General features: G+C 48.8%; 18 protein-coding genes, 2 tRNA genes and 1 pseudogene. 11 read left to right on the top strand and 10 right to left on the bottom strand.

The window, feature by feature from the left end; all coding sequences use genetic code 11:
• Window positions 1–25: 25 nt before the first annotated feature.
• The 9 genes from pth to minC all read right to left on the bottom strand — a co-directional run bounded on the left by pth (window position 26) and on the right by minC (window position 6,079).
• Window positions 26–613: an aminoacyl-tRNA hydrolase gene (pth, locus tag ABO04_RS05200; protein WP_160809636.1), complete on the bottom strand. Its 588-nt coding sequence runs from the start codon at window positions 611–613 to the stop codon at window positions 26–28.
• Window positions 614–726: 113 nt separating this feature from the next.
• Complete coding sequence (locus tag ABO04_RS05195; protein ID WP_160809635.1) at window positions 727–1,335, bottom strand: 50S ribosomal protein L25/general stress protein Ctc; 609 nt, start codon at window positions 1,333–1,335, stop codon at window positions 727–729.
• Window positions 1,336–1,387: 52 nt separating this feature from the next.
• Complete coding sequence (locus ABO04_RS05190) at window positions 1,388–2,338, bottom strand: ribose-phosphate pyrophosphokinase (protein WP_160809634.1); 951 nt, start codon at window positions 2,336–2,338, stop codon at window positions 1,388–1,390.
• Between the two features lie 53 nt (window positions 2,339–2,391).
• Window positions 2,392–2,466 (bottom strand) — tRNA-Gln (locus ABO04_RS05185).
• 7 nt (window positions 2,467–2,473) lie between these two features.
• The gene (ispE, locus tag ABO04_RS05180; RefSeq protein WP_160809633.1) at window positions 2,474–3,310 is read right to left on the bottom strand and encodes a 4-(cytidine 5'-diphospho)-2-C-methyl-D-erythritol kinase; all 837 of its coding nucleotides are present in this window, start codon (window positions 3,308–3,310) and stop codon (window positions 2,474–2,476) included.
• Window positions 3,311–3,334: 24 nt separating this feature from the next.
• Window positions 3,335–3,946, bottom strand: coding sequence for a lipoprotein insertase outer membrane protein LolB (lolB, locus tag ABO04_RS05175; RefSeq protein WP_345852954.1), 612 nt, complete (start codon window positions 3,944–3,946; stop codon window positions 3,335–3,337).
• A gap of 275 nt (window positions 3,947–4,221) precedes the next feature.
• A complete protein-coding gene (gene minE, locus ABO04_RS05170; protein ID WP_160809631.1) occupies window positions 4,222–4,518 on the bottom strand; it encodes a cell division topological specificity factor MinE in 297 nt (98 codons plus the stop codon).
• Between the two features lie 3 nt (window positions 4,519–4,521).
• Entirely contained in the window at window positions 4,522–5,328 is an 807-nt protein-coding gene (minD, locus tag ABO04_RS05165) for a septum site-determining protein MinD (protein ID WP_160809630.1), read from the bottom strand.
• A gap of 25 nt (window positions 5,329–5,353) precedes the next feature.
• A complete protein-coding gene (minC, locus tag ABO04_RS05160; protein WP_160809629.1) occupies window positions 5,354–6,079 on the bottom strand; it encodes a septum site-determining protein MinC in 726 nt (241 codons plus the stop codon).
• Window positions 6,080–6,326: 247 nt separating this feature from the next.
• Here minC and ABO04_RS05155 point away from each other — a divergent pair, with 247 nt between their 5' ends.
• The 11 genes from ABO04_RS05155 to ABO04_RS05100 all read left to right on the top strand — a co-directional run bounded on the left by ABO04_RS05155 (window position 6,327) and on the right by ABO04_RS05100 (window position 17,734).
• On the top strand, window positions 6,327–6,875 hold the full coding sequence (locus ABO04_RS05155; protein WP_160809628.1) for a Slp family lipoprotein: 549 nt from the start codon (window positions 6,327–6,329) through the stop codon (window positions 6,873–6,875).
• A gap of 154 nt (window positions 6,876–7,029) precedes the next feature.
• On the top strand, window positions 7,030–8,271 hold the full coding sequence (locus tag ABO04_RS05150) for a hypothetical protein (RefSeq protein ID WP_240141430.1): 1,242 nt from the start codon (window positions 7,030–7,032) through the stop codon (window positions 8,269–8,271).
• 257 nt (window positions 8,272–8,528) lie between these two features.
• Window positions 8,529–9,977, top strand: a complete 1,449-nt coding sequence (gene trkA, locus ABO04_RS05145; RefSeq protein ID WP_160809626.1) for a Trk system potassium transporter TrkA — start codon at window positions 8,529–8,531, stop codon at window positions 9,975–9,977.
• 23 nt (window positions 9,978–10,000) lie between these two features.
• Window positions 10,001–11,458 (top strand): potassium transporter TrkG, encoded by a 1,458-nt coding sequence (locus ABO04_RS05140; protein ID WP_160809625.1) that lies wholly within the window; start codon window positions 10,001–10,003, stop codon window positions 11,456–11,458.
• A 171-nt stretch (window positions 11,459–11,629) separates the two neighbouring features.
• Entirely contained in the window at window positions 11,630–12,028 is a 399-nt protein-coding gene (locus ABO04_RS05135) for a response regulator (RefSeq protein ID WP_160809624.1), read from the top strand.
• 67 nt (window positions 12,029–12,095) lie between these two features.
• A complete protein-coding gene (locus tag ABO04_RS05130; protein WP_160809623.1) occupies window positions 12,096–12,632 on the top strand; it encodes a chorismate lyase in 537 nt (178 codons plus the stop codon).
• A gap of 82 nt (window positions 12,633–12,714) precedes the next feature.
• Window positions 12,715–13,593, top strand: a complete 879-nt coding sequence (gene ubiA / locus ABO04_RS05125) for a 4-hydroxybenzoate octaprenyltransferase (protein WP_160809834.1) — start codon at window positions 12,715–12,717, stop codon at window positions 13,591–13,593.
• Window positions 13,594–13,668: 75 nt separating this feature from the next.
• Entirely contained in the window at window positions 13,669–15,132 is a 1,464-nt protein-coding gene (ubiD, locus tag ABO04_RS05120; RefSeq protein ID WP_160809622.1) for a 4-hydroxy-3-polyprenylbenzoate decarboxylase, read from the top strand.
• A 144-nt stretch (window positions 15,133–15,276) separates the two neighbouring features.
• Window positions 15,277–15,367: transfer RNA gene (locus ABO04_RS05115), tRNA-Ser, on the top strand.
• Between the two features lie 373 nt (window positions 15,368–15,740).
• Complete coding sequence (locus ABO04_RS05105) at window positions 15,741–15,992, top strand: hypothetical protein (protein ID WP_160809621.1); 252 nt, start codon at window positions 15,741–15,743, stop codon at window positions 15,990–15,992.
• A 515-nt stretch (window positions 15,993–16,507) separates the two neighbouring features.
• Window positions 16,508–17,734: a PepSY-associated TM helix domain-containing protein gene (locus ABO04_RS05100; RefSeq protein ID WP_160809620.1), complete on the top strand. Its 1,227-nt coding sequence runs from the start codon at window positions 16,508–16,510 to the stop codon at window positions 17,732–17,734.
• Window positions 17,735–18,110: 376 nt separating this feature from the next.
• On the opposite strand, the pseudogene ABO04_RS05095 reads toward ABO04_RS05100, so the two are convergent.
• Window positions 18,111–18,317: pseudogene (locus tag ABO04_RS05095) on the bottom strand (IS3 family transposase); the annotation flags it as partial.
• Between the last annotated feature and the right edge of the window lie 193 nt (window positions 18,318–18,510).

Genomic DNA, 18,510 nt, shown 5'->3' with positions numbered 1-18,510 from the left:
GTTATTTTCAGATAAAACAGTATTGTCAGTTTTCCTGCCGGGTATGCAGTCGCTGCATTGCCACGGAAAAATCCCCCCGGGCGATTAATGGCCATACCTGCATGCTGTGATCTATTGCCTCATCAATCAACACGGCTTCTTCCTTACGCGGGGGATGCAGGACATAATCCACCACCTGATTTCGATCCCCGGGATGTCCCACGCCGATCCGCAATCGCCAGAAAGCCTGACTGGAAAGATCAGCAACGATACTTTTAAGACCATTGTGCCCCCCGGTTCCACCACCGAATTTCAGCCTGATAATGCCAGGCTGCAGATCCAGTTCATCATGAACGATCAGTATCTGCTCGGGTGCTATCTTGTAATAGCGGCATATAGCAGCAACTGACATACCACTGACATTCATGTAGGTTTGCGGTTTGAGCAACCAGATATCAGTATCAGATTGAATAATACGCGTGCATAATCCTCGGAATCGGGTTTCCAGTGCGAATGCAGCCCGCTGCAAGCCGGCCAGATGATCCAGCCAATCAAAACCGACATTATGACGGGTCGAAGCATATTTTTCACCCGGATTGCCAAGGCCAGCCACCAGCCTTATGGGTAATTCCATAGTTCAGTACGGTCCCGACAGCAGACGATTTGGTAAAAGAGAATTGAATTTCAGAATAACAAGAATCACGCCAGAGCAATATACTCTGGCGCATAAACAGAAATCAGGCAGAATCAGGCTGATTCTTCATCAGATTCACTGGCAGTCTCGCCGCCTCGTGGCACGATAAGACTGGAGATTGGCTGATTATCACCTCTCAACAAGGCTGGTATTTCAACATTTTCCGGCAGATTCAGGTCGCTTGTGTGTATCGTGCTACCGGCTACCATTTCCGACAAGTCCACCGTAATGGATTCAGGCAAATCTTTAGGCAAGCAAGATATTTCAATTTCAGTTGCCACATGACTGATGATCCCGCCTGACAATTTCACTCCCGGTGCCACGTCAGCGTTAATGAAATTCAGAGGGATCTTCACGTTAATTTTCTGATCCTGTTTAATACGCTGAAAATCAATATGCAATACCTGTTGCTTGAACGGATGCATCTGCACATCACGCAAAAGCACTTGTTCTTTTTTGCCATCTACATCAATTGACAGTATCGATGCATGAAAGGCATCTGTTTTCAGCTTGTAATAGAGATCCTTGTGATCAAGATCTATCGACTGTGTGGCACCGCCCCCCCCGTAGATGACACCCGGCAATCTTCCTTGGATACGCAGGCGACGATTTGCACCGGTTCCATGTAATTTACGACTGTTGGCACTTATCTCGATTGACATTCTATTCTCCTGAAAACAGCCCATCCATCTGTGAACGGACCAGAAAGTTATTTTATTCTATGAATAACGAGCTCAGTGAACTTTCATTACTCACCCTGAGCATGGATTCACCTAGTAAACTGGCCACACTCAATTGCTGTATACGATCACATTGGATAGCATCTTTTCTTAGGGGAATCGTATCCGTCACCACCAGTTTGTCCAGATCAGAATTCTGTACGCGTTCCACCGCCCTGCCTGATAAAACTGCATGCGTTGAATAGGCAATCACGCTGGCTGCACCCTCCTGTTTAAGCGCTGAAGCCGCCTCACATAATGTATTTGCTGTATCCACCATGTCGTCAATAATTACACAGGTACGCCCCCTAACATCACCGATGATATTCATGACCTTAGATTCATTCGGTTTGGGACGCCGCTTGTCGATAATGGCCAAATCACATTCCAGACGCTTGGCCATGTGGCGAGCCCTGACAACCCCACCCACATCAGGAGATACCACAATCAGATTCTGGTAATCATGCTTCCAGATATCGCCCAGCAATGTTGGCGTGCCATAAATATTATCCACAGGAATATCAAAAAACCCCTGGATCTGATCGGAATGCAGATCCATGGTCAACACCCTGTCGACACCGACGCTACTTAGCATGTTTGCCACAACCTTGGCTGTAATAGGCACCCGTGCAGAACGGGTTCGCCTATCCTGTCGCGCATAGCCGAAATAAGGAATCGCCGTGGTAACACGGCTGGCTGACGCACGTTTCAGTGCGTCAACAATCACCAGAATTTCCATCAGGCTGTCGTTAGTCGGTGCACAGGTGGATTGCAATACAAAAACATCGTTACCCCTGACATTTTCAAGTATTTCCACCATGATCTCACCATCGCTGAAGCGCCCCACGGTTGCACGCCCAAGATTGATATTCAGGTACTTGACCACATCATGTGCCAGCTTGGGATTGGCCGTTCCGGTAAAAACCATCAGGCTGTCATAGGACATAGGTAACTTTTACTTCCGGTTTAAAAGGTGGCACGGATAGATTTGGCAGAATTTGGCTGGGGAGGTAGGGATCGAACCTACGAATGCCGGAATCAAAATCCGGTGCCTTACCACTTGGCGACTCCCCAAAATATTCTAAAAATCCAGCAAAGGATGTCTTGCAAGCCCTGGTGCGACAAAACCACTCATGCCATCAGGCAATTGTCCGAATATCGCCTGCGCAGTTGATTCGGAAGGGAATTCTGCAAATACACATGATCCGGAACCACTCATTGCTACTTTTGTCAATCCATGTTGCTGTTTTAACCAATCCAGCCATTCAGCAATAACAGGCTGCAAGCGCATTGCAACCGGCTCAAGATCATTATGTCCCTGCACCATGGAAAAGGCCGCCATTTTGATAGGAATCGTGTTTCGTGTCAACTCCTTGCTGGCAAAAACCATTGCTGTGGAAATCCGAACAGGTGGTGTCAGAACGACGTACCAGGCGGGTAGCAAATCGACTTCCTCCAGTTTTTCACCAATGCCTTCAGCAAATGCATTCCTGCCGTAAATAAATACCGGGACATCGGCACCCAGTTCCAGCCCCAGCGCCATTAAACGTTCTCTTTCCCAATCAATCCCCCATAGCCTGTTCAGAGCAATCAGCGTTGTAGCCGCATCGGAGCTTCCTCCGCCCAGCCCTCCTCCTACCGGAATGTTCTTTTCCAAATGAATTTTCACTCCGAGTGACTCTCTGCCGGACTGTTGCCGTAACAATTTTGCTGCCCGCACACATAAATCATCCGCTTCCGGAAGGCCGGGAATCAAATTCGCATGTCCGATGACACCATCACGAGTGACGTCAAAACGCAGCCTATCCGAGTAGTTGATAAAGCGAAAAACAGTCTGCAGCAAATGGTAACCGTCATCTCGACAGCCGATCACATGCAGAAACAGATTAAGTTTGGCCGGCGCTGGAAATATATTCATGCCTTATATGAAAATGAAGAACCATTACGGCAGCTTTCTGTCCGCTCCAGTAGCCCTTCCCGTCTCGCCCTCCCAACGATCAACGATCAGCTTCATCTTTATACCTTGACGACTGAACTCCAGTAACCTGGGCAAGGCCGGAACGGTCGACTGCTCCGGGTAATAACTCTGATAGACGATATTCCATCCATCCTGGCGAATTGCCACGACATGATTACGCTGATCCAGATCCTTTTCAGCGACGGTACCTGGAAAATGTTCTCCGCGCACCCAGAACTGCAAACCGGCAAGAGGCAATTCCCAGCCCAATACCTGGCTGGTAAGATATTCTGCACTTTGTGCCTGATAGATCGCCGGTTCGGAAGTTGCCAGACGAACCCCAGTCTGATCTTGGAGGATTTCTGCAACAACCTGTCCAAGGGGAGAAAACAAATAAATTTCATCACTCTGCCCGGTATGGTGCCAGCGTATTCCACCCGAGAACTTCTGCTGCCGGGCATTTACTACCAGCCTGCCGATCAGCACAAAAGGTTTCTCCAAAATACCAGCCTGTTCATATACAGGCTGGATAACTACTGTTCTTACCTCGGCATGACGGACATCCGGCCCAGCACATCCAGCCAAAATCAGAATCACAGCCAGAATCCATTTCCTGCACCCTGCTCTGCTGGCATCCAACTCGGAAAAACAAAAAAGCGCAACGCAAGTCATCTCAGGAGATCTGGCAGCCAGGCCCTCGTAAAAACTTCCTGATGAATTTCAGCAATCTGATAGACGCCTCCAGAAATCAGGTTGTATGGAATAAAGCGCAAGGCGCACAGAACGCAAACAGGATATATCAAATGGACAAATGAATCAGCAAGCACCATACAACACCATGGCTTGCTTGAAAGCCAATTTCAGGGGGTCTCCTAAAGCGCATTCCGGATCATACCCTGCTGGGTATTCCGGGTATTTTGCGTATCCGGCAAAATGATATTCAGCTCCAGTGTTTCCTGATTGTCATCCTGATCAAATTTTACAGATATGGCATCCTGATCTACTTGTACGTATTTCCGGATAACCTGCATCAGTTCTTCCTGCAGCTGCGGCAGATAGGATGGCTTGTCGCGGTAATAGCGCTCATGAGCGACAAGGATCTGCAATCTTTCCTTGGCAACCGAAGCTGTCTTAGATTTAGACGATCTGAAATAATCCAGTAAGCTCATTATTTACCCTCCAAACAGCTTTCTAAAGAAACCTTTCTTGCCATCGATAAAACGAAGAGGTCTTTTTTCACCAAGATAACGCGCCACCACATCTGCATAAGCTTGTCCGGCGTCGCTTTTTTCATCCAGAACCACAGGAATTCCCGCGTTTGACGCATTCAATACCGCTTTGGATTCAGGAATAACGCCAAGCAAATGCAGTGACAGAATCTCCTGCACATCTTCCAGGCTCAGCATTTCACCCGATTCAACCCGTTCCGGATCATAGCGCGACAGCAGCAGATATTCCTTGATGGGTTCCATGTTCAATTCAGCCCGACGCGATTTACTTGCCAGTATTCCCAGCATGCGATCCGAATCTCTTACGGACGAAACTTCCGGATTGGTCACAACGAAAGCATCGTCCGCATAATACATGGCCAGATAAGCTCCTTTCTCAATACCCGCAGGAGAATCGCACACAATATATTTAAAATCTTTGGAAAGTTCCTCCAGTACTTTGCCAACACCTTCCAGATTCAACGCATCCTTATCACGCGTTTGTGATGCAGGAAGAATATAAAGCTGATTACAATTCTTGTCCCGGATCAGCGCCTGATTAAGATTTGCTTCACCATTGATAACATTGACAAAATCGTACACCACACGACGCTCGCACCCCATAATCAAATCCAGATTACGCAAACCGACGTCAAAATCGATGACAGCCGTTTTATGCCCTTTTTTTGCCAGCCCCATGGCAATAGCAGCACTGGTTGTGGTTTTGCCAACCCCCCCCTTCCCAGATGTTACAACAACGATTCTTGCCAATTGAATCTCCTTCTCAGAAATATTTTCAGCCCAATTCTTCGATAATCAACGCCTGATCCCGCAAATAAACCTGTACCGGCTTTTTCCTGGAAACTTCCTTCAAATCCTCGCTAGTCTTATAAATGCCCGCAATCGAGATCAGCTCTGCCTGCAGGTCCAGACAAAAAAGTCTCGCCTCGATATCCCCCTGTACTCCAGCCAGAGCACGTCCTCTCAGCGTGTTGTAAACATGGATATTACCCTCAGCCATGATTTCCGCACCGGCACTGACCTGAGCCAGAATCACCAGATCACTGGCGGCATAGACGCGCTGGCCCGAACGTACTGGCTGGGTAATCATCATTGCCGGGGTACGCACTGCTTCCCTGACCACAGTCTGGAATTCAGACGCAGTATCATCCTGCTTTTGTATTTCAAGCAAGATGGCGTCACCGCGACTGCGGCCGGAATCAAGCGGAACAGATAATTCCAGTGCCCGCTTTTCCTGTGAAGCATCCCCGCCTCTGATCCCGACGGGAAACAGGCTCAATTTGCGAAGAAGTGATATGAGTGCCTCGACATCCACTTTTATGTCATTTTTATTCAGCTCACTCAAATCAAACAGCACAGGAGAATTACTGAAAAAGCCAGGAGCACTTGCAATTTTGTCCTGTAACCGCTGGCTGATCATTTCCATGTTGTTGCTATACAGAACCAGGACTGGCGCAAAAAAAGTACCGCTCCTGAAATCCAGGATAGAAGACTGATTCATATTAGCAATGCCTCAGCCTCGTACAAAATCGGCTATGATACAAGGGCATGTGAAAGATGGAATTAAGCAAAACAATCTAAAGTCGAATGTAAAAAATATTATTATACCTTTCAATCAAACGGAATAAACCGGTTTGATCAGAAACATGGCAAATCGTGTATTGTCCGAGCCGAACATCCAGACAGCGTACTTGTCTAACTTGAAGTTGCTTAAGGTTCACATTTTCACCTCATTTGCTGAGGAAAACATGAAGACCCACACCTTGCTCTTTCTCTCGCCGTGCATTCTGTTTCTTACCAGCGCATGCACCAGCATGCCGCCTGAAATCAGAAATTTTTCAGCAACGGATATCCCCTATCAGCTAGTCAGCCAGAATGCTGAAACCTATAAGAGCACACCGGTTCGTTGGGGAGGAACTGTAATCGAAGTGGAAAATGAAACGGATTTCAGCCTGATGCAGGTACTTTTTTATCCACTCAATCGCAATGGGTACCCGGAAACCAGAAAATCCGGAGAGGGGCGTTTTGCCGTGGAAATCAACAAATTTCTTGACCCGGCAATTTATACCAAAGGCACGGAAGTAACTATCGTCGGCACGGTGAAAGGGGATATTGAACGCACGATCGGACACAAAACCATTCATATCCCGTTCATTACAGCCAAGGCCATTCATCTTTGGCCACAGAGCTATCGTGAAGATAACTCCTATCGTTATGGGCCCTACCCTGGTTATTATGGATATGGCTATCCGTTTTTCTACAACGGCTATTACCGGCCCTATCGGTACTGGTGGTAAGCAGCCACATTTATGATAGTGAACATCCAATAACGTAACGCCACATCAGCTCGTATATGACACAGATTACCAGCCAATAACCGAATTGCATCCAGCCTGATATAAGACCCTGTTGATCTGCATGCGAAAATTACTCAATCTAACAGGAATCAGCTTGCTGATTCTTGCTGGCATCTTTGCAGGAGCCTCTTACTTGGCTATTGATAGCCGACCAAAGATTGCGAGAGAAGTCTCCATCACACCGAAACAGATTGCACGCGCAAAAAATATTCTCGATACCCACCGCCACCGGGTGCATCCTGGCACATCCGCCACAATCAGAATCTTGCCCGATGATATTGATAACGCATTGAATTATCTGGCTTATTATCTCGGACAAGGGCATGCACAAATCACCATGCATGACGGAATCGCACAGATCGAGTTAAGTCTGCCAGTTCCAGCGAAAATAATGGATAGCTACTTGAACCTGCAAGCCACTCTGACTGAAACAAGCGGCCTCCCTGAATTCAGCGCGGTAAAGATTGGGAGCCTGCCTATCCCGGACACACTCGCCAACCTGTTACTCAAAACATTCCGGACATGGCTGCAAATCACCAGCCCTGATATACACGCCGGAGTAGATGCCTTCAGAAAACTGCAATTCTCTCGCAATGAAATGGCCATCACCTACTACTGGAAGGGATGGGATATTGACGATACCAACCCTGCATCGATCAATCTCCCTTTTTTTAATCGACAAGCACTCGACAGACTGCTGCACTATCACCTTTTTTTGAACGAAAAAAATCGCCAGCAAGCTTCACAAGCCGCTCCATTGTCTGAAATATTAGCGCTCATCATGCGGGAAACTGTCCGTCATACCTCACGTGAAAACGTACTGGAGGAATTTCGGGCCGCAATACTGGTAACCGCATTCCATGTCATTCATGTCCCGTTCAAACTGATCATTCCGGAAGCTGCCAGTTGGCCGGACCCGGTCCGGGTCAATATCACGCTGGACGGGCGCAGTGATCTTGCCATGCATTTCATGGCATCTGCAGTCATTACCGCTTACTCGGATACAATCCTGTCCAACGCAATTGGCTTATACAAAGAACTGGAAGACGCACGCTCAGGCAGCGGATTTTCCTTCAACGATTTCATAGCAGATCGCTCCGGCACGCGCTTCGCCGAGAAGGCCATGTCCAGTCAGGATTCTGCACGCAGAATGCGCAATATCATCCTGGCCGGAATCCGCGATACCGATCTCATTCCCCCATGGTCCGACCTGCCTGAGCATATGTCGGAAAGTGCTTTTAAAGCTCGCTTCGGGAGCATCGACGACCCCAGATACCACGAAATCATGGATGAAATCGAGCAGCGTATTACTTCCCTGAAGTGGTTGCAGTACTGAATTTCAACAGTCATTTTGCAATTCCGGCAGCAACCGTACCAGTCAGATCACATATTTGCCGTAAAAGATAATGTTTCTATATTCGTACTGCACACAACCTTGATCCGGTTTCTCTCTTTCTTGGATTTAAGGTCAGGATGATATACCATGACGTGGCTTTTTTCCGTCAACTACAAATCTCCCGCTCCATAAACCGCCAGCAGGCGGAACATGAATCACGCCAAACATTATCAGCTTCGTAAAAACGGGTATCTGCAGTGAAAATTATCATTCTGGGAGCAGGTCGAGTCGGATCGGCCGTTGCTGAAAGTCTGGTCAGCGAGTCCAATGATATAACTGTCGTTGATCAAATAAGGAGCAACCTCACTTCATTGCAAGAGCGATTGGATTTACGCACGATTACTGGCAGTGCATCTCATCCTAACGTTATGATCCAAGCAGGCATGGAAGACGCTGATATGCTGTTAGCCCTTACCGGTAGCGATGAAACCAATCTGGTTGCATGCAAACTGGCGGCAAGTCTGTTTAGCACCCCCACCCGAATCGCCCGAATCCGCACCACCGATTATCTGAATCATCCCGATATATTCTCAAACGAAAATTTTTGTGTTGATTTCGCGATTTGCCCAGAACGCATCCTGACTAAATATATCAAGAAGCTGATTGAATTCCCCGGTGCATTGCAGGTGCTTGATTTTGCATCGGGTAAAGTCAGCCTGGTCGCAGTAAAGGCGATCCACGGCGGCCCGCTGGTAGGGCGCCAGTTGAAAGAATTACGACATCATGTTCCCAGTCTGGAAACGCGCGTTGCAGCTATTTTCCGCCGTAATCACCCCATCATTCCCGAAGGCTCTACCATTGTTGAAGAAGGGGATGAAGTATTTTTCATTGCCTCCACGCATGATATTCAGGCCGTTATGGGCGAATTACGCCGTATGGATAAACCGGTTAGGCGAGTAATGATTGCTGGTGGTGGAAGAATTGGTCAGCGTCTGGCTGAAGTGCTACAAGTATCTCACCAGATACGGATTATCGAACGAGACCTCCGGACATGTGAATCTCTGACCCAAAATCTACATAACGTACTGGTTTTACATGGGGATGTCACGGACGAAGATCTACTGGAAAGCGAAAACGTCAGCGAAATGGATGTATTCTGCGCGCTAACCAATGATGAAGAAAACAATATCATGGCTGCCTTAATTGCCAAACGCAAAGGGGCCCGCCGGGTAATTGCACTGATTAATCGCAGTATTTATGTAGATCTGATGCAGGACAGCGGCATCGATATCGCTATTTCACCCGCCCAGGTTACGATTGGCTCGCTGCTGGCTTATGTCCGTCAGGGCGATGTGGCGGTGGTGCACAGCCTGCGGCGCGGGGCAGCCGAAGCATTGGAACTGGTCGCTCACGGGAGCGCCAGCTCTTCCCGAATAGTCGGCCGCAAAATCGGGGAGATCAAATTGCCCAGAGGAGCTACCATCGGCGCCATTGTGCGCGGACTGCCGCCCAGAGATATTTATCATCAAGAATCATCCGGAACCGAAGAAGATGATACTGCCGATCAGCCCAATCAGGCTCAAGTCATCATTGCACACCGTGACGTGGTAATCGAACCGGATGACCATATTATCCTGTTCGTCGTCAACAAAAAAATGGTGCAACAGGTTGAGAAATTGTTTCAAGTAAATGTAGGGTTCCTGTAACTACATGTTATGAAGCGTTTCCCATGAGCCACTTCCTCGCGGTAGCCAATATCCTGGGCAAAGTAATACTGATGTTCGGGCTGATTTTGCTGATCCCCTGTGGAGTCGCCTACTGGATGCAAGATGGATCATTGCCTGTTTTTCTTAAAGCGCTACTCACCACACTGGGGTGTGGCACAACAATATGGTTGCTGACATACCGATTCAAACGCGAGCTGCAAATCCGGGATGGATTTTTACTGGTTGTACTGGTGTGGCTATCATTATCCGTATTTGGTATGCTGCCCCTGTTTTTTTACTTTCCGGAGCTTGGCCTCGCCAAAGCGTATTTTGAAGCAGCATCCGGCCTGACTTCAACGGGCGCAACAATATTGACAGGGCTCGACGAACTTCCCTGCGCGATCAATCTATGGCGCTGTCTCATGGGATGGATTGGTGGCATGGGATTGATTGTGTTGGCAGTAGCCATTCTGCCTATGCTTGGCGTTGGGGGGCGGCAACTTCTCAGTGCAGAAATTCCCGGTCCCATCAAGGAATCCAGATTAACGCCCCGGATCGCAGAAACAGCAAAACGATTATGGCTGATCTACGTCACTTTAACCATTATTTGCGCAATCGCTTACTGGCAGGCAGGCATGACTTCATTCGATGCAATTGCTCACGCCTTAAGTACGCTCGGTCTGGTAGGATTCTCCACTCATGACGCCAGTTATGAATACTGGGATTCCTCATTAATTGAAACCATTGCGGTGGTGTTCATGCTGATCGCTGGCATCAATTTCTCAGCGCACTTCATGGCCTGGCATACCAAGAGTTTCTTTGCTTACCGTATTGATCCGGAAGCAAAATTGTTTATCCTGATTACGCTTGGCAGCTGTATCAGCATAGCGGCTTTCCTTTGGATTAAAGGAATTTATACAGATCCTCTCATTGCGCTACGTTATGCCGTTTTTAACGTGGTTTCCGTCGCTACAACCACCGGTTTCAGCAATACTGATTATACCCTCTGGCCAATTTTTGCACCTCTTTGGATCCTTTTTTTATCGGGTTTTTGCACATCATCTGGCTCAACGGGTGGCGGCATCAAAATGATCCGTGCGCGCATCCTGTTTCAGCAGTTCTTTCGTGAAATGATTATTATCATGCATCCACGCGCAATTTCTCTAGTTAAAATTGGTAAAAATATTGTCCCCAATGAAATTATTTTTGGCGTGCTGGCATTTTTGTTTGTTTATCTGATTAGTATCGTTCTGATGACACTCACGCTGGCATTGAGCGGGCTTGATGAAATTACCGCTTTTTCAGCTGCTGTTGCATGTCTGAATAACCTGGGCCCTGGATTAGGAAGAGTAGGTCCATCCATGAACTATGCTTCGCTCAACGATTTTCAAATCTGGCTGTGCAGTTTTGCCATGTTCCTCGGTCGACTGGAATTTTATACTCTGATGATTGTTTTCACCCCCGCCTTCTGGCGAAAATAAAGCAGACGGAATACTCAGATCAAATTGAAGCAGCCGATAATACGTTATTATAATAAGCAAAAATCTGCTTGCGGTAAAAAAGAACACCCGACAAGAACAAACTCCGACGTACAAAATAAAAACCTTGCAGGAAATTCTGGATTCTGGAAATAGGGGAAAATTGTGACTGACATGGAAAATGATTTAGCAGACATCAAAGTGATGGTGGTTGATGACAGCAACACCATTCGTCGCAGTGCCGAAATTTTTCTTGCACATTCAGGCTGCAAAGTGATTCTGGCCATAGACGGATTTGATGCAATGGCCAAGGTGATTGATTATCAACCGGACATTATTTTCCTGGATATCGTTATGCCACGGCTGGATGGCTACCAGGCCTGTATGCTGATCAAGAAGAATCCCAGATACCAGTCTGTGCCGGTCATCATGCTCTCCAGCAAAAACGGATTGTTTGATCGCGCACGCGGCAGAATGGTCGGTTCTGACGAATACCTCACCAAGCCGTTTACCAAAGAAGCACTACTCAATACGATCCGGAAACATACATTAAAGAACCAGGTGCCAGCCTGACCGTGGATCTCCGTTTTTACAGACCAATGCTACAACCAGCTTCCCCGTCTTACATACTCTTGTCGTAATGAAGGCCAACCCGCCTCTGGCGTGGCATCCTGAACCTGTTTCCGCGCCCGTCGATCTCAACTGGTGGCTGACTCACCGGGGTTCCCTCACCCGCCTGATCCAGGATCGCTGCGAGCATTTTCAAGTTGAACCCGTTTTTCAGGCACTGTCGACAGCATGTATCGATGAGCTGGAAATCATGCACCTGCGCAGACAGACCCGGGCATTGATACGGGAGGTTTACCTGCGTTGCAATGAAACACCAGTTGTATTTGCCCATTCAATCGTCAGAAGAGAACATTTACGGGGAGCATGGCGTGGCCTGAGCCGCCTGGGCAACCAGTCGCTGGGCACCATGCTGTTCACCAACCCGCTGATACAGCGCACGCCCCTCGCCTTCAGAAAACTGAAACCGCACCATCCGCTGTTTGAACGTGCCTGCCGGCAACTCCAGATTCGTCCGATCAATCTCTGGGCAAGACGCTCGTTATTTATCCTGTTACAGCAGCCGATACTCGTCACCGAAGTATTTCTGCCTGCAATCCGCAGACTTTAACGCGGTAAAATACGCTCTACCTTCCTGATCATCTATCAGGCCCGGATACATTACTGAACTGATTCTTATGACTACTGTAAACATAACCTTCGCAGACCGGCTTTCTGCATACGCCCGGCTGATCCGGCTGGATAAACCTATCGGCATCTTGTTGCTGCTATGGCCGACATTATGGGGATTATGGCTGGCGGCTGATGGTACGCCGGATTTGAAGATTCTGGTAATTTTCGTTCTCGGCACGATTCTAATGCGCTCCGCTGGTTGCGCCATCAACGATTTTGCCGACCGACGTATCGATCCTCATGTTTCCCGCACCCGCAATCGCCCTCTGGCGGCCGGCCTCATTACGACACGCGAAGCATTGCTGATTGCCGCCGGGCTGAGTTTGTGCGCGTTCCTGCTGATACTGCCGCTCAATCTGCTGACGATTCAGCTATCCGTACCCGCCCTGTTCCTTGCAGCTTCCTATCCATTTACCAAACGCTTCTTTGCCATGCCACAAGCGTACCTGGGCATCGCATTCAGCTTCGGCATTCCCATGGCATTTGCAGCACAAACCGGTACTGTGCCACCGCTCGCATGGTTATTGGTGCTGGCCAATCTGTTCTGGGTGATCGCTTACGATACCGAATATGCGCTGGTAGATCGCGCGGATGATCTGAAAATCGGCGTCAAAACGTCTGCCATCACATTCGGTCGATTCGATGTGGCAGGCGTTCTGCTATGCCACATCATCTTTCTGAGCATCCTGGCTTACGCAGGCATATTACTGCAGCGCGGCATCTGGTTTTATGGCGCTCTGCTGATTGCATTGGGCCTGGTCATCGTTCAATACGGCATGATCCGTAAACGTGAACCCTTTCGCTGTTTCCAGGCATTTTTGCATAACAACTGGATCGGCGCAGTCATATTTGTGGGTATAGTGCTCGATACGCTGCTCAGAACCAATCCATCCCTCTGACAAGGACTCAGGATCAGCTCCAACTCCATCACATTCCGTTCAATTTTCTTACACAACCATTACCGTGCCTGATTGATGAAATATAAGGATTTACGTGATTTTCTCGTACAGCTTGAGCAACGAGGTGATCTGAAGCGCGTAGGGATCGAAATCGACCCGCATCTGGAGATGACGGAAATCTGTGATCGTCTGCTCAAGCAGGCCGGTCCGGCCGTACTGTTCGAACGGCCTGCCGGATATACTATCCCGGTATTGGGCAATCTGTTCGGCACACCGGAGCGAGTAGCGCTGGGCATGGGCCAGACCTCGGTTTCTGCCTTGCGGGAAGTGGGCAAACTGCTCGCCTATCTCAAGGAACCTGATCCCCCCAAAGGACTGCGCGACGCTTGGGAAAAACTGCCGGTACTGAAGCAAGTGCTCAATATGACACCCAAACAACTGACCAGCGCTCCTTGTCAGGAAATCGTGTGGGAAGGGAATGATGTCGATCTGGGCAAACTGCCGATCCAGACCTGCTGGCCGGAAGATGTGGCCCCCCTGATCACCTGGGGACTCACGGTGACACGCGGCCCGCATAAATCCAGACAGAATCTGGGCATTTACCGGCAGCAGGTAATTGCACCGAACAAAGTAATCATGCGCTGGTTGGCGCATCGCGGCGGAGCGTTGGATTACCGTGATTTCTGCCAGACGAATCCGGGACAGCCCTATCCAGTCGCCGTTGCACTGGGTGCGGATCCGGCAACGATTCTGGGAGCAGTCACCCCGGTTCCCGACAGCCTGAGCGAATACCAGTTTGCCGGATTGCTGCGTGGTGCAAAAACCGAAGTCGTCAAATGCCTGACGCATGATTTACAGGTTCCCGCCAGCGCCGAAATCGTGCTGGAAGGCTATATTTATCCGGATGAAACAGCTGTGGAAGGACCTTATGGCGACCATACCGGCTATTACAACGAACAGGAAACCTTCCCGATCTTCACGATCGAACGCATCACCATGCGCCGCGATCCAATCTATCACTCCACCTACACCGGCAAACCCCCTGATGAGCCGGCCATCCTCGGTGTAGCGCTCAACGAGGTATTCGTACCACTGTTGCAGAAACAATTCACCGAAATCACCGATTTTTACCTGCCACCTGAAGGCTGCTCTTACCGCCTTGCTGTAGTCAGCATGAAAAAGCAGTATCCCGGCCATGCCAAGCGCGTCATGTTTGGTATCTGGAGTTTTTTGCGTCAGTTCATGTATACCAAATTCATCATCGTGACCGATGACGATATCGATATCCGTGACTGGAAAGAAGTCGTCTGGGCAATGACGACCCGAGTCGACCCAGTACGCGATACTCTGATCGTGGAAAATACCCCGATCGATTACCTCGACTTCGCCAGCCCGGTTTCGGGGCTTGGCAGCAAAATGGGCCTGGATGCCACCAACAAATGGCAAGGTGAAACAACACGTGAATGGGGTCGCGCCATCGAAATGGATGCAACCGTCAAAACCAGAATCGACCATCTTTGGCAGCAGCTGCCATTCTGATCAGGCCATCACGAGAATAAGAAGATTTTTCCTGATGCGCTCCTTACTTCTCGTAATCTTTTTGTGAACCTTACCCGATAGCTCACCATGTATTGCTCCCGGAGTAAATCTGGTTTATCCTTCACGGTCGCGTTTGCAGGGCAAGGAGAAGTGACCGAGCGGTTGAAGGTGCACGCCTGGAAAGCGTGTGTACGGTAATACCGTACCGCGGGTTCGAATCCCGCCTTCTCCGCCATTTATTCGTTAATAATCAAATGGTTAATTTCTGATGTTGCCTAAATGTTGCCCAAACATTTCGACTGCTTTGTTGCCATGTTGCTCATTATTGTTTATCCAGCGCATATAAATTCGTGCTGTTATAAGTACATTTGAGTGCCCCATTTGCGCCGATACCCACGCTAGATTTTCCCCTGCAGACAACATCATTGATGCATATGTGTGCCTGGTCTGGTATGGGTTTTTGTACCTGGCACCGGCTTTTCTTAATAAAACCCCTTCCTGATTTGTTGATCCTCAGTCCATTTGTGGCAATGTGTATTGTTTTTGATCAATCAGAACATTTTCTACATGCGGCAACATATCTATTTCTCAAGTACTGGATTTAGTTTTTGTTGATTCGTCTGGCGCAGGCAAGGTACGCCATCTCTCATGGCATCTGCCAGCGTCGGGCCTGTGCGCCGATGGATGTTTCCCGTTCGAGTTTATATTACACGCTGAAGATGCCGCCGAAAGATGCGCCAGTGATTGAGGTTATGCAACGCCTATCTGGTCAATACCCACGCTTTGGTTCTCGCCGTATCCGTGTCTTCCTGGATCGTGAAGGCATTCAGGTCGGCCAGGAGCGCTGTTCACGCCTATGACGGGAAACAGGACTCCAAGTGCCCGCCAAACGCAAGCGGCGCCGTGTGGCCGGATTTCAGCCTCGCCCATGCCTGCCGACTGGCAGGAACAGCGTCTGGAGCTATGACTTCGTGTACGACGCCTGCGCCAACGGTCAAACACTTAAATGTTTAACCGTGGTGGTGACCTGCTCCCTGCTGGCGTACCAACATTAAGGACTGTTTGCCAAAACATATGATATCGGCTTCAAATTGACTGGCGATTCCAGGCATATTTCCAGCTGTCATCTCAATAAATGTATCCCAAGATTTTCCAGACCTTGATACTCCTGTACGAGGTTATGTAGAAACCATCCTGGTTTCTGGCTGCTGCCAATAAAGTTATTCAATGTTATACCCAATCGTCAATGCGACAATTTGTCGCATTCTCGATTGGCAGATTTGAGGAGATAATGATTATATAAAGTATGAAAAACGGTGATGAGCAGCGCATAGCGCCGCTGTAAAGTAAGTATAGTTATAAGGTTATTTATATAATGGCATCACAACGTTCTTTCTGGGTGTGGCTGCACCGCTGGGCCGGGTTGTTCATGGCTGGTTTTCTGATCATCGTGGGGACGACGGGCAGTTTACTGGCGTTTTATCCCGAGCTGGAACGCCTGATCAATCCTCAGTTTATTCCCAAACAAATCCAGGCTAACAAGCTGGATATTACAGCATTGGCCGAGCTCGCGCAGCAGCGAGTCCCGTATGGCCGAGTTGATTATGTAACGCTCGAAGGGGTTTATGGTGCAGCACAGATCAGCATGAGTGCACGTCCGGGTGAGACTGGTCAGGCAAATGAACTCGGGTTCGATCAGCTGTTTCTCGATCCCTATACCGGTGAAGAACTGGGGCGGCGCCAGTTCGGGGCGATCTCGGAAGGGATGATTAACTTCATGCCTTTTGTTTACGAACTGCACGATCAACTGGCGTTAGGCACATTCGGGGTATGGGTACTGGGCATCTGTGCCTTGATCTGGACGATCGATTGTTTCGTCGGGTTTTATCTGACCCTGCCGCAGCGGCGCAGGCAATCTCCGAAATCCTCTCCTGATCAGAACAGCTGGTGGCAACGCTGGCAGCCGGCCTGGAAAATCCGCTGGCGATCAAGCAGTTACAAACTCAATTTCGACCTGCATCGCGCCAGCGGTCTATGGCTGTGGCTGATTCTGCTCACTTTTGCCTGGTCCAGTGTTTACATGAATCTGTGGGATACGGTCTATACCTGGACCACTCGCGCAGTGATGGAATACAAGGCGCCCTGGACAGAGCTTCCAAAACGGGATATCCCTCTGGCAGAAACCGAGATAGGCTGGCGGCAGGCACAGCGCATCGGTGAGCAGCTGATGGCTGAGCAGGCAGAGAAACAGGATTTCACCATCGAACAGGTGGTTGCACTGGGATTGAATCGCATGAACGGTACTTATGTCTATACCGTGCGTAGCTCGAAAGATATTCAGGACAAGCGCGGCAGAACAAATGTATTTTTTGATGCCAATTCGGGTGAACTCAAACTGGCACTGCTGCCCAGCGGCCAGTACAGCGGCAACACTGTAACCACCTGGCTCGCTGCGCTGCACATGGCCAATGTATTCGGACTGCCATACCGTATTTTTGTCTGTGTGCTTGGCCTGGTGATTGTCATGCTGTCAGTAACCGGCATCATTATCTGGATGAAGAAGCGCCATGCGCATTTCATTAGAAGGAAAATGTTAACGTAATCAATATAGTATGTTGTGCTGCTGATACCGTGTTTGCGACAAGGTTCAGCCACCAGCACACCAGTCTCACTCTCTTTGAGTGACCTGCTCCCCGCATGCCGTACCAATGAAAAGTTCGTAACCGTACTTCGGAGGTGCCAACTTTATTTGCAAATTACCGACTTTATTTCGATCCTACAATTGATTCATGGCGTCATGGTTTGATGAAGCCTGCCAATCTTTGTACGGCCTTTTTGGCAAGATAACCACCATTCTTTTCTCAGTTTCAGGTTTATGAAACTGGTTCATGACAGAATGATCATCCGAATTGATCGTTAGCATGATGAAAGAGTGGATCTTGTCTTTTGACCTAGTCAAATAAAACAGGACACTCCAGTTAAGCTGCTTTTATCGATTTTTTTGCCTCTGCTTCATATTGGTTTGGGCTTTTGTAATCCAGATATGAATGCAGTCTCTGGTTGTTATTATAAAACACGGCGATATACTGCAAAATGTCCTGCTGTGCTTCATAGCGGGTTTGGTAATGTCGCCACTGGCAGCGTTCCTGCTTGAGGCTACCAAAGAAGTTTTCTGCAACTGCGTTGACGCTCCTATGTCAAGTGGATCGCATCGAATCGAATCGTTTAGATCAGCAAGGATTAAAGGGTACAGTTCCCGGACAATGTATCGCTTCAAGCATCGGTGAATTTCCTTGTGGGACATGCCTTCTTTAGTCCGTCGCTCAACGTACACCCGCGTTCTCGAATCGCTTCGCATACGTACCATGGCAATGGTCC

The sequence above is a fragment of the Nitrosomonas sp. HPC101 genome (assembly GCF_009833125.1).
Classification (GTDB): Bacteria; Pseudomonadota; Gammaproteobacteria; order Burkholderiales; family Nitrosomonadaceae; genus Nitrosomonas.
Note: the sequence above shows the minus strand (reverse complement) of the source record. Positions and strands in the feature narration are given on the sequence as shown.

Bases quoted from the DNA above. Each gene is read 5' to 3' on its own strand.
- ispE (WP_160809633.1), bottom strand. From the start codon at position 3,310: ATGAATATATTTCCAGCGCCGGCCAAACTTAATCTGTTTCTGCATGTG.
- pth (WP_160809636.1), bottom strand. From the start codon at position 613: ATGGAATTACCCATAAGGCTGGTGGCTGGCCTTGGCAATCCGGGTGAA.
- minC (WP_160809629.1), bottom strand. From the start codon at position 6,079: ATGAATCAGTCTTCTATCCTGGATTTCAGGAGCGGTACTTTTTTTGCG.
- ABO04_RS05100 (WP_160809620.1), top strand. From the start codon at position 16,508: ATGGCATCACAACGTTCTTTCTGGGTGTGGCTGCACCGCTGGGCCGGG.
- ABO04_RS05140 (WP_160809625.1), top strand. From the start codon at position 10,001: ATGAGCCACTTCCTCGCGGTAGCCAATATCCTGGGCAAAGTAATACTG.
- ABO04_RS05190 (WP_160809634.1), bottom strand. From the start codon at position 2,338: ATGTCCTATGACAGCCTGATGGTTTTTACCGGAACGGCCAATCCCAAG.
- minE (WP_160809631.1), bottom strand. From the start codon at position 4,518: ATGAGCTTACTGGATTATTTCAGATCGTCTAAATCTAAGACAGCTTCG.
- ABO04_RS05155 (WP_160809628.1), top strand. From the start codon at position 6,327: ATGAAGACCCACACCTTGCTCTTTCTCTCGCCGTGCATTCTGTTTCTT.
- ABO04_RS05195 (WP_160809635.1), bottom strand. From the start codon at position 1,335: ATGTCAATCGAGATAAGTGCCAACAGTCGTAAATTACATGGAACCGGT.
- ABO04_RS05135 (WP_160809624.1), top strand. From the start codon at position 11,630: ATGGAAAATGATTTAGCAGACATCAAAGTGATGGTGGTTGATGACAGC.
- ubiD (WP_160809622.1), top strand. From the start codon at position 13,669: ATGAAATATAAGGATTTACGTGATTTTCTCGTACAGCTTGAGCAACGA.
- ABO04_RS05130 (WP_160809623.1), top strand. From the start codon at position 12,096: ATGAAGGCCAACCCGCCTCTGGCGTGGCATCCTGAACCTGTTTCCGCG.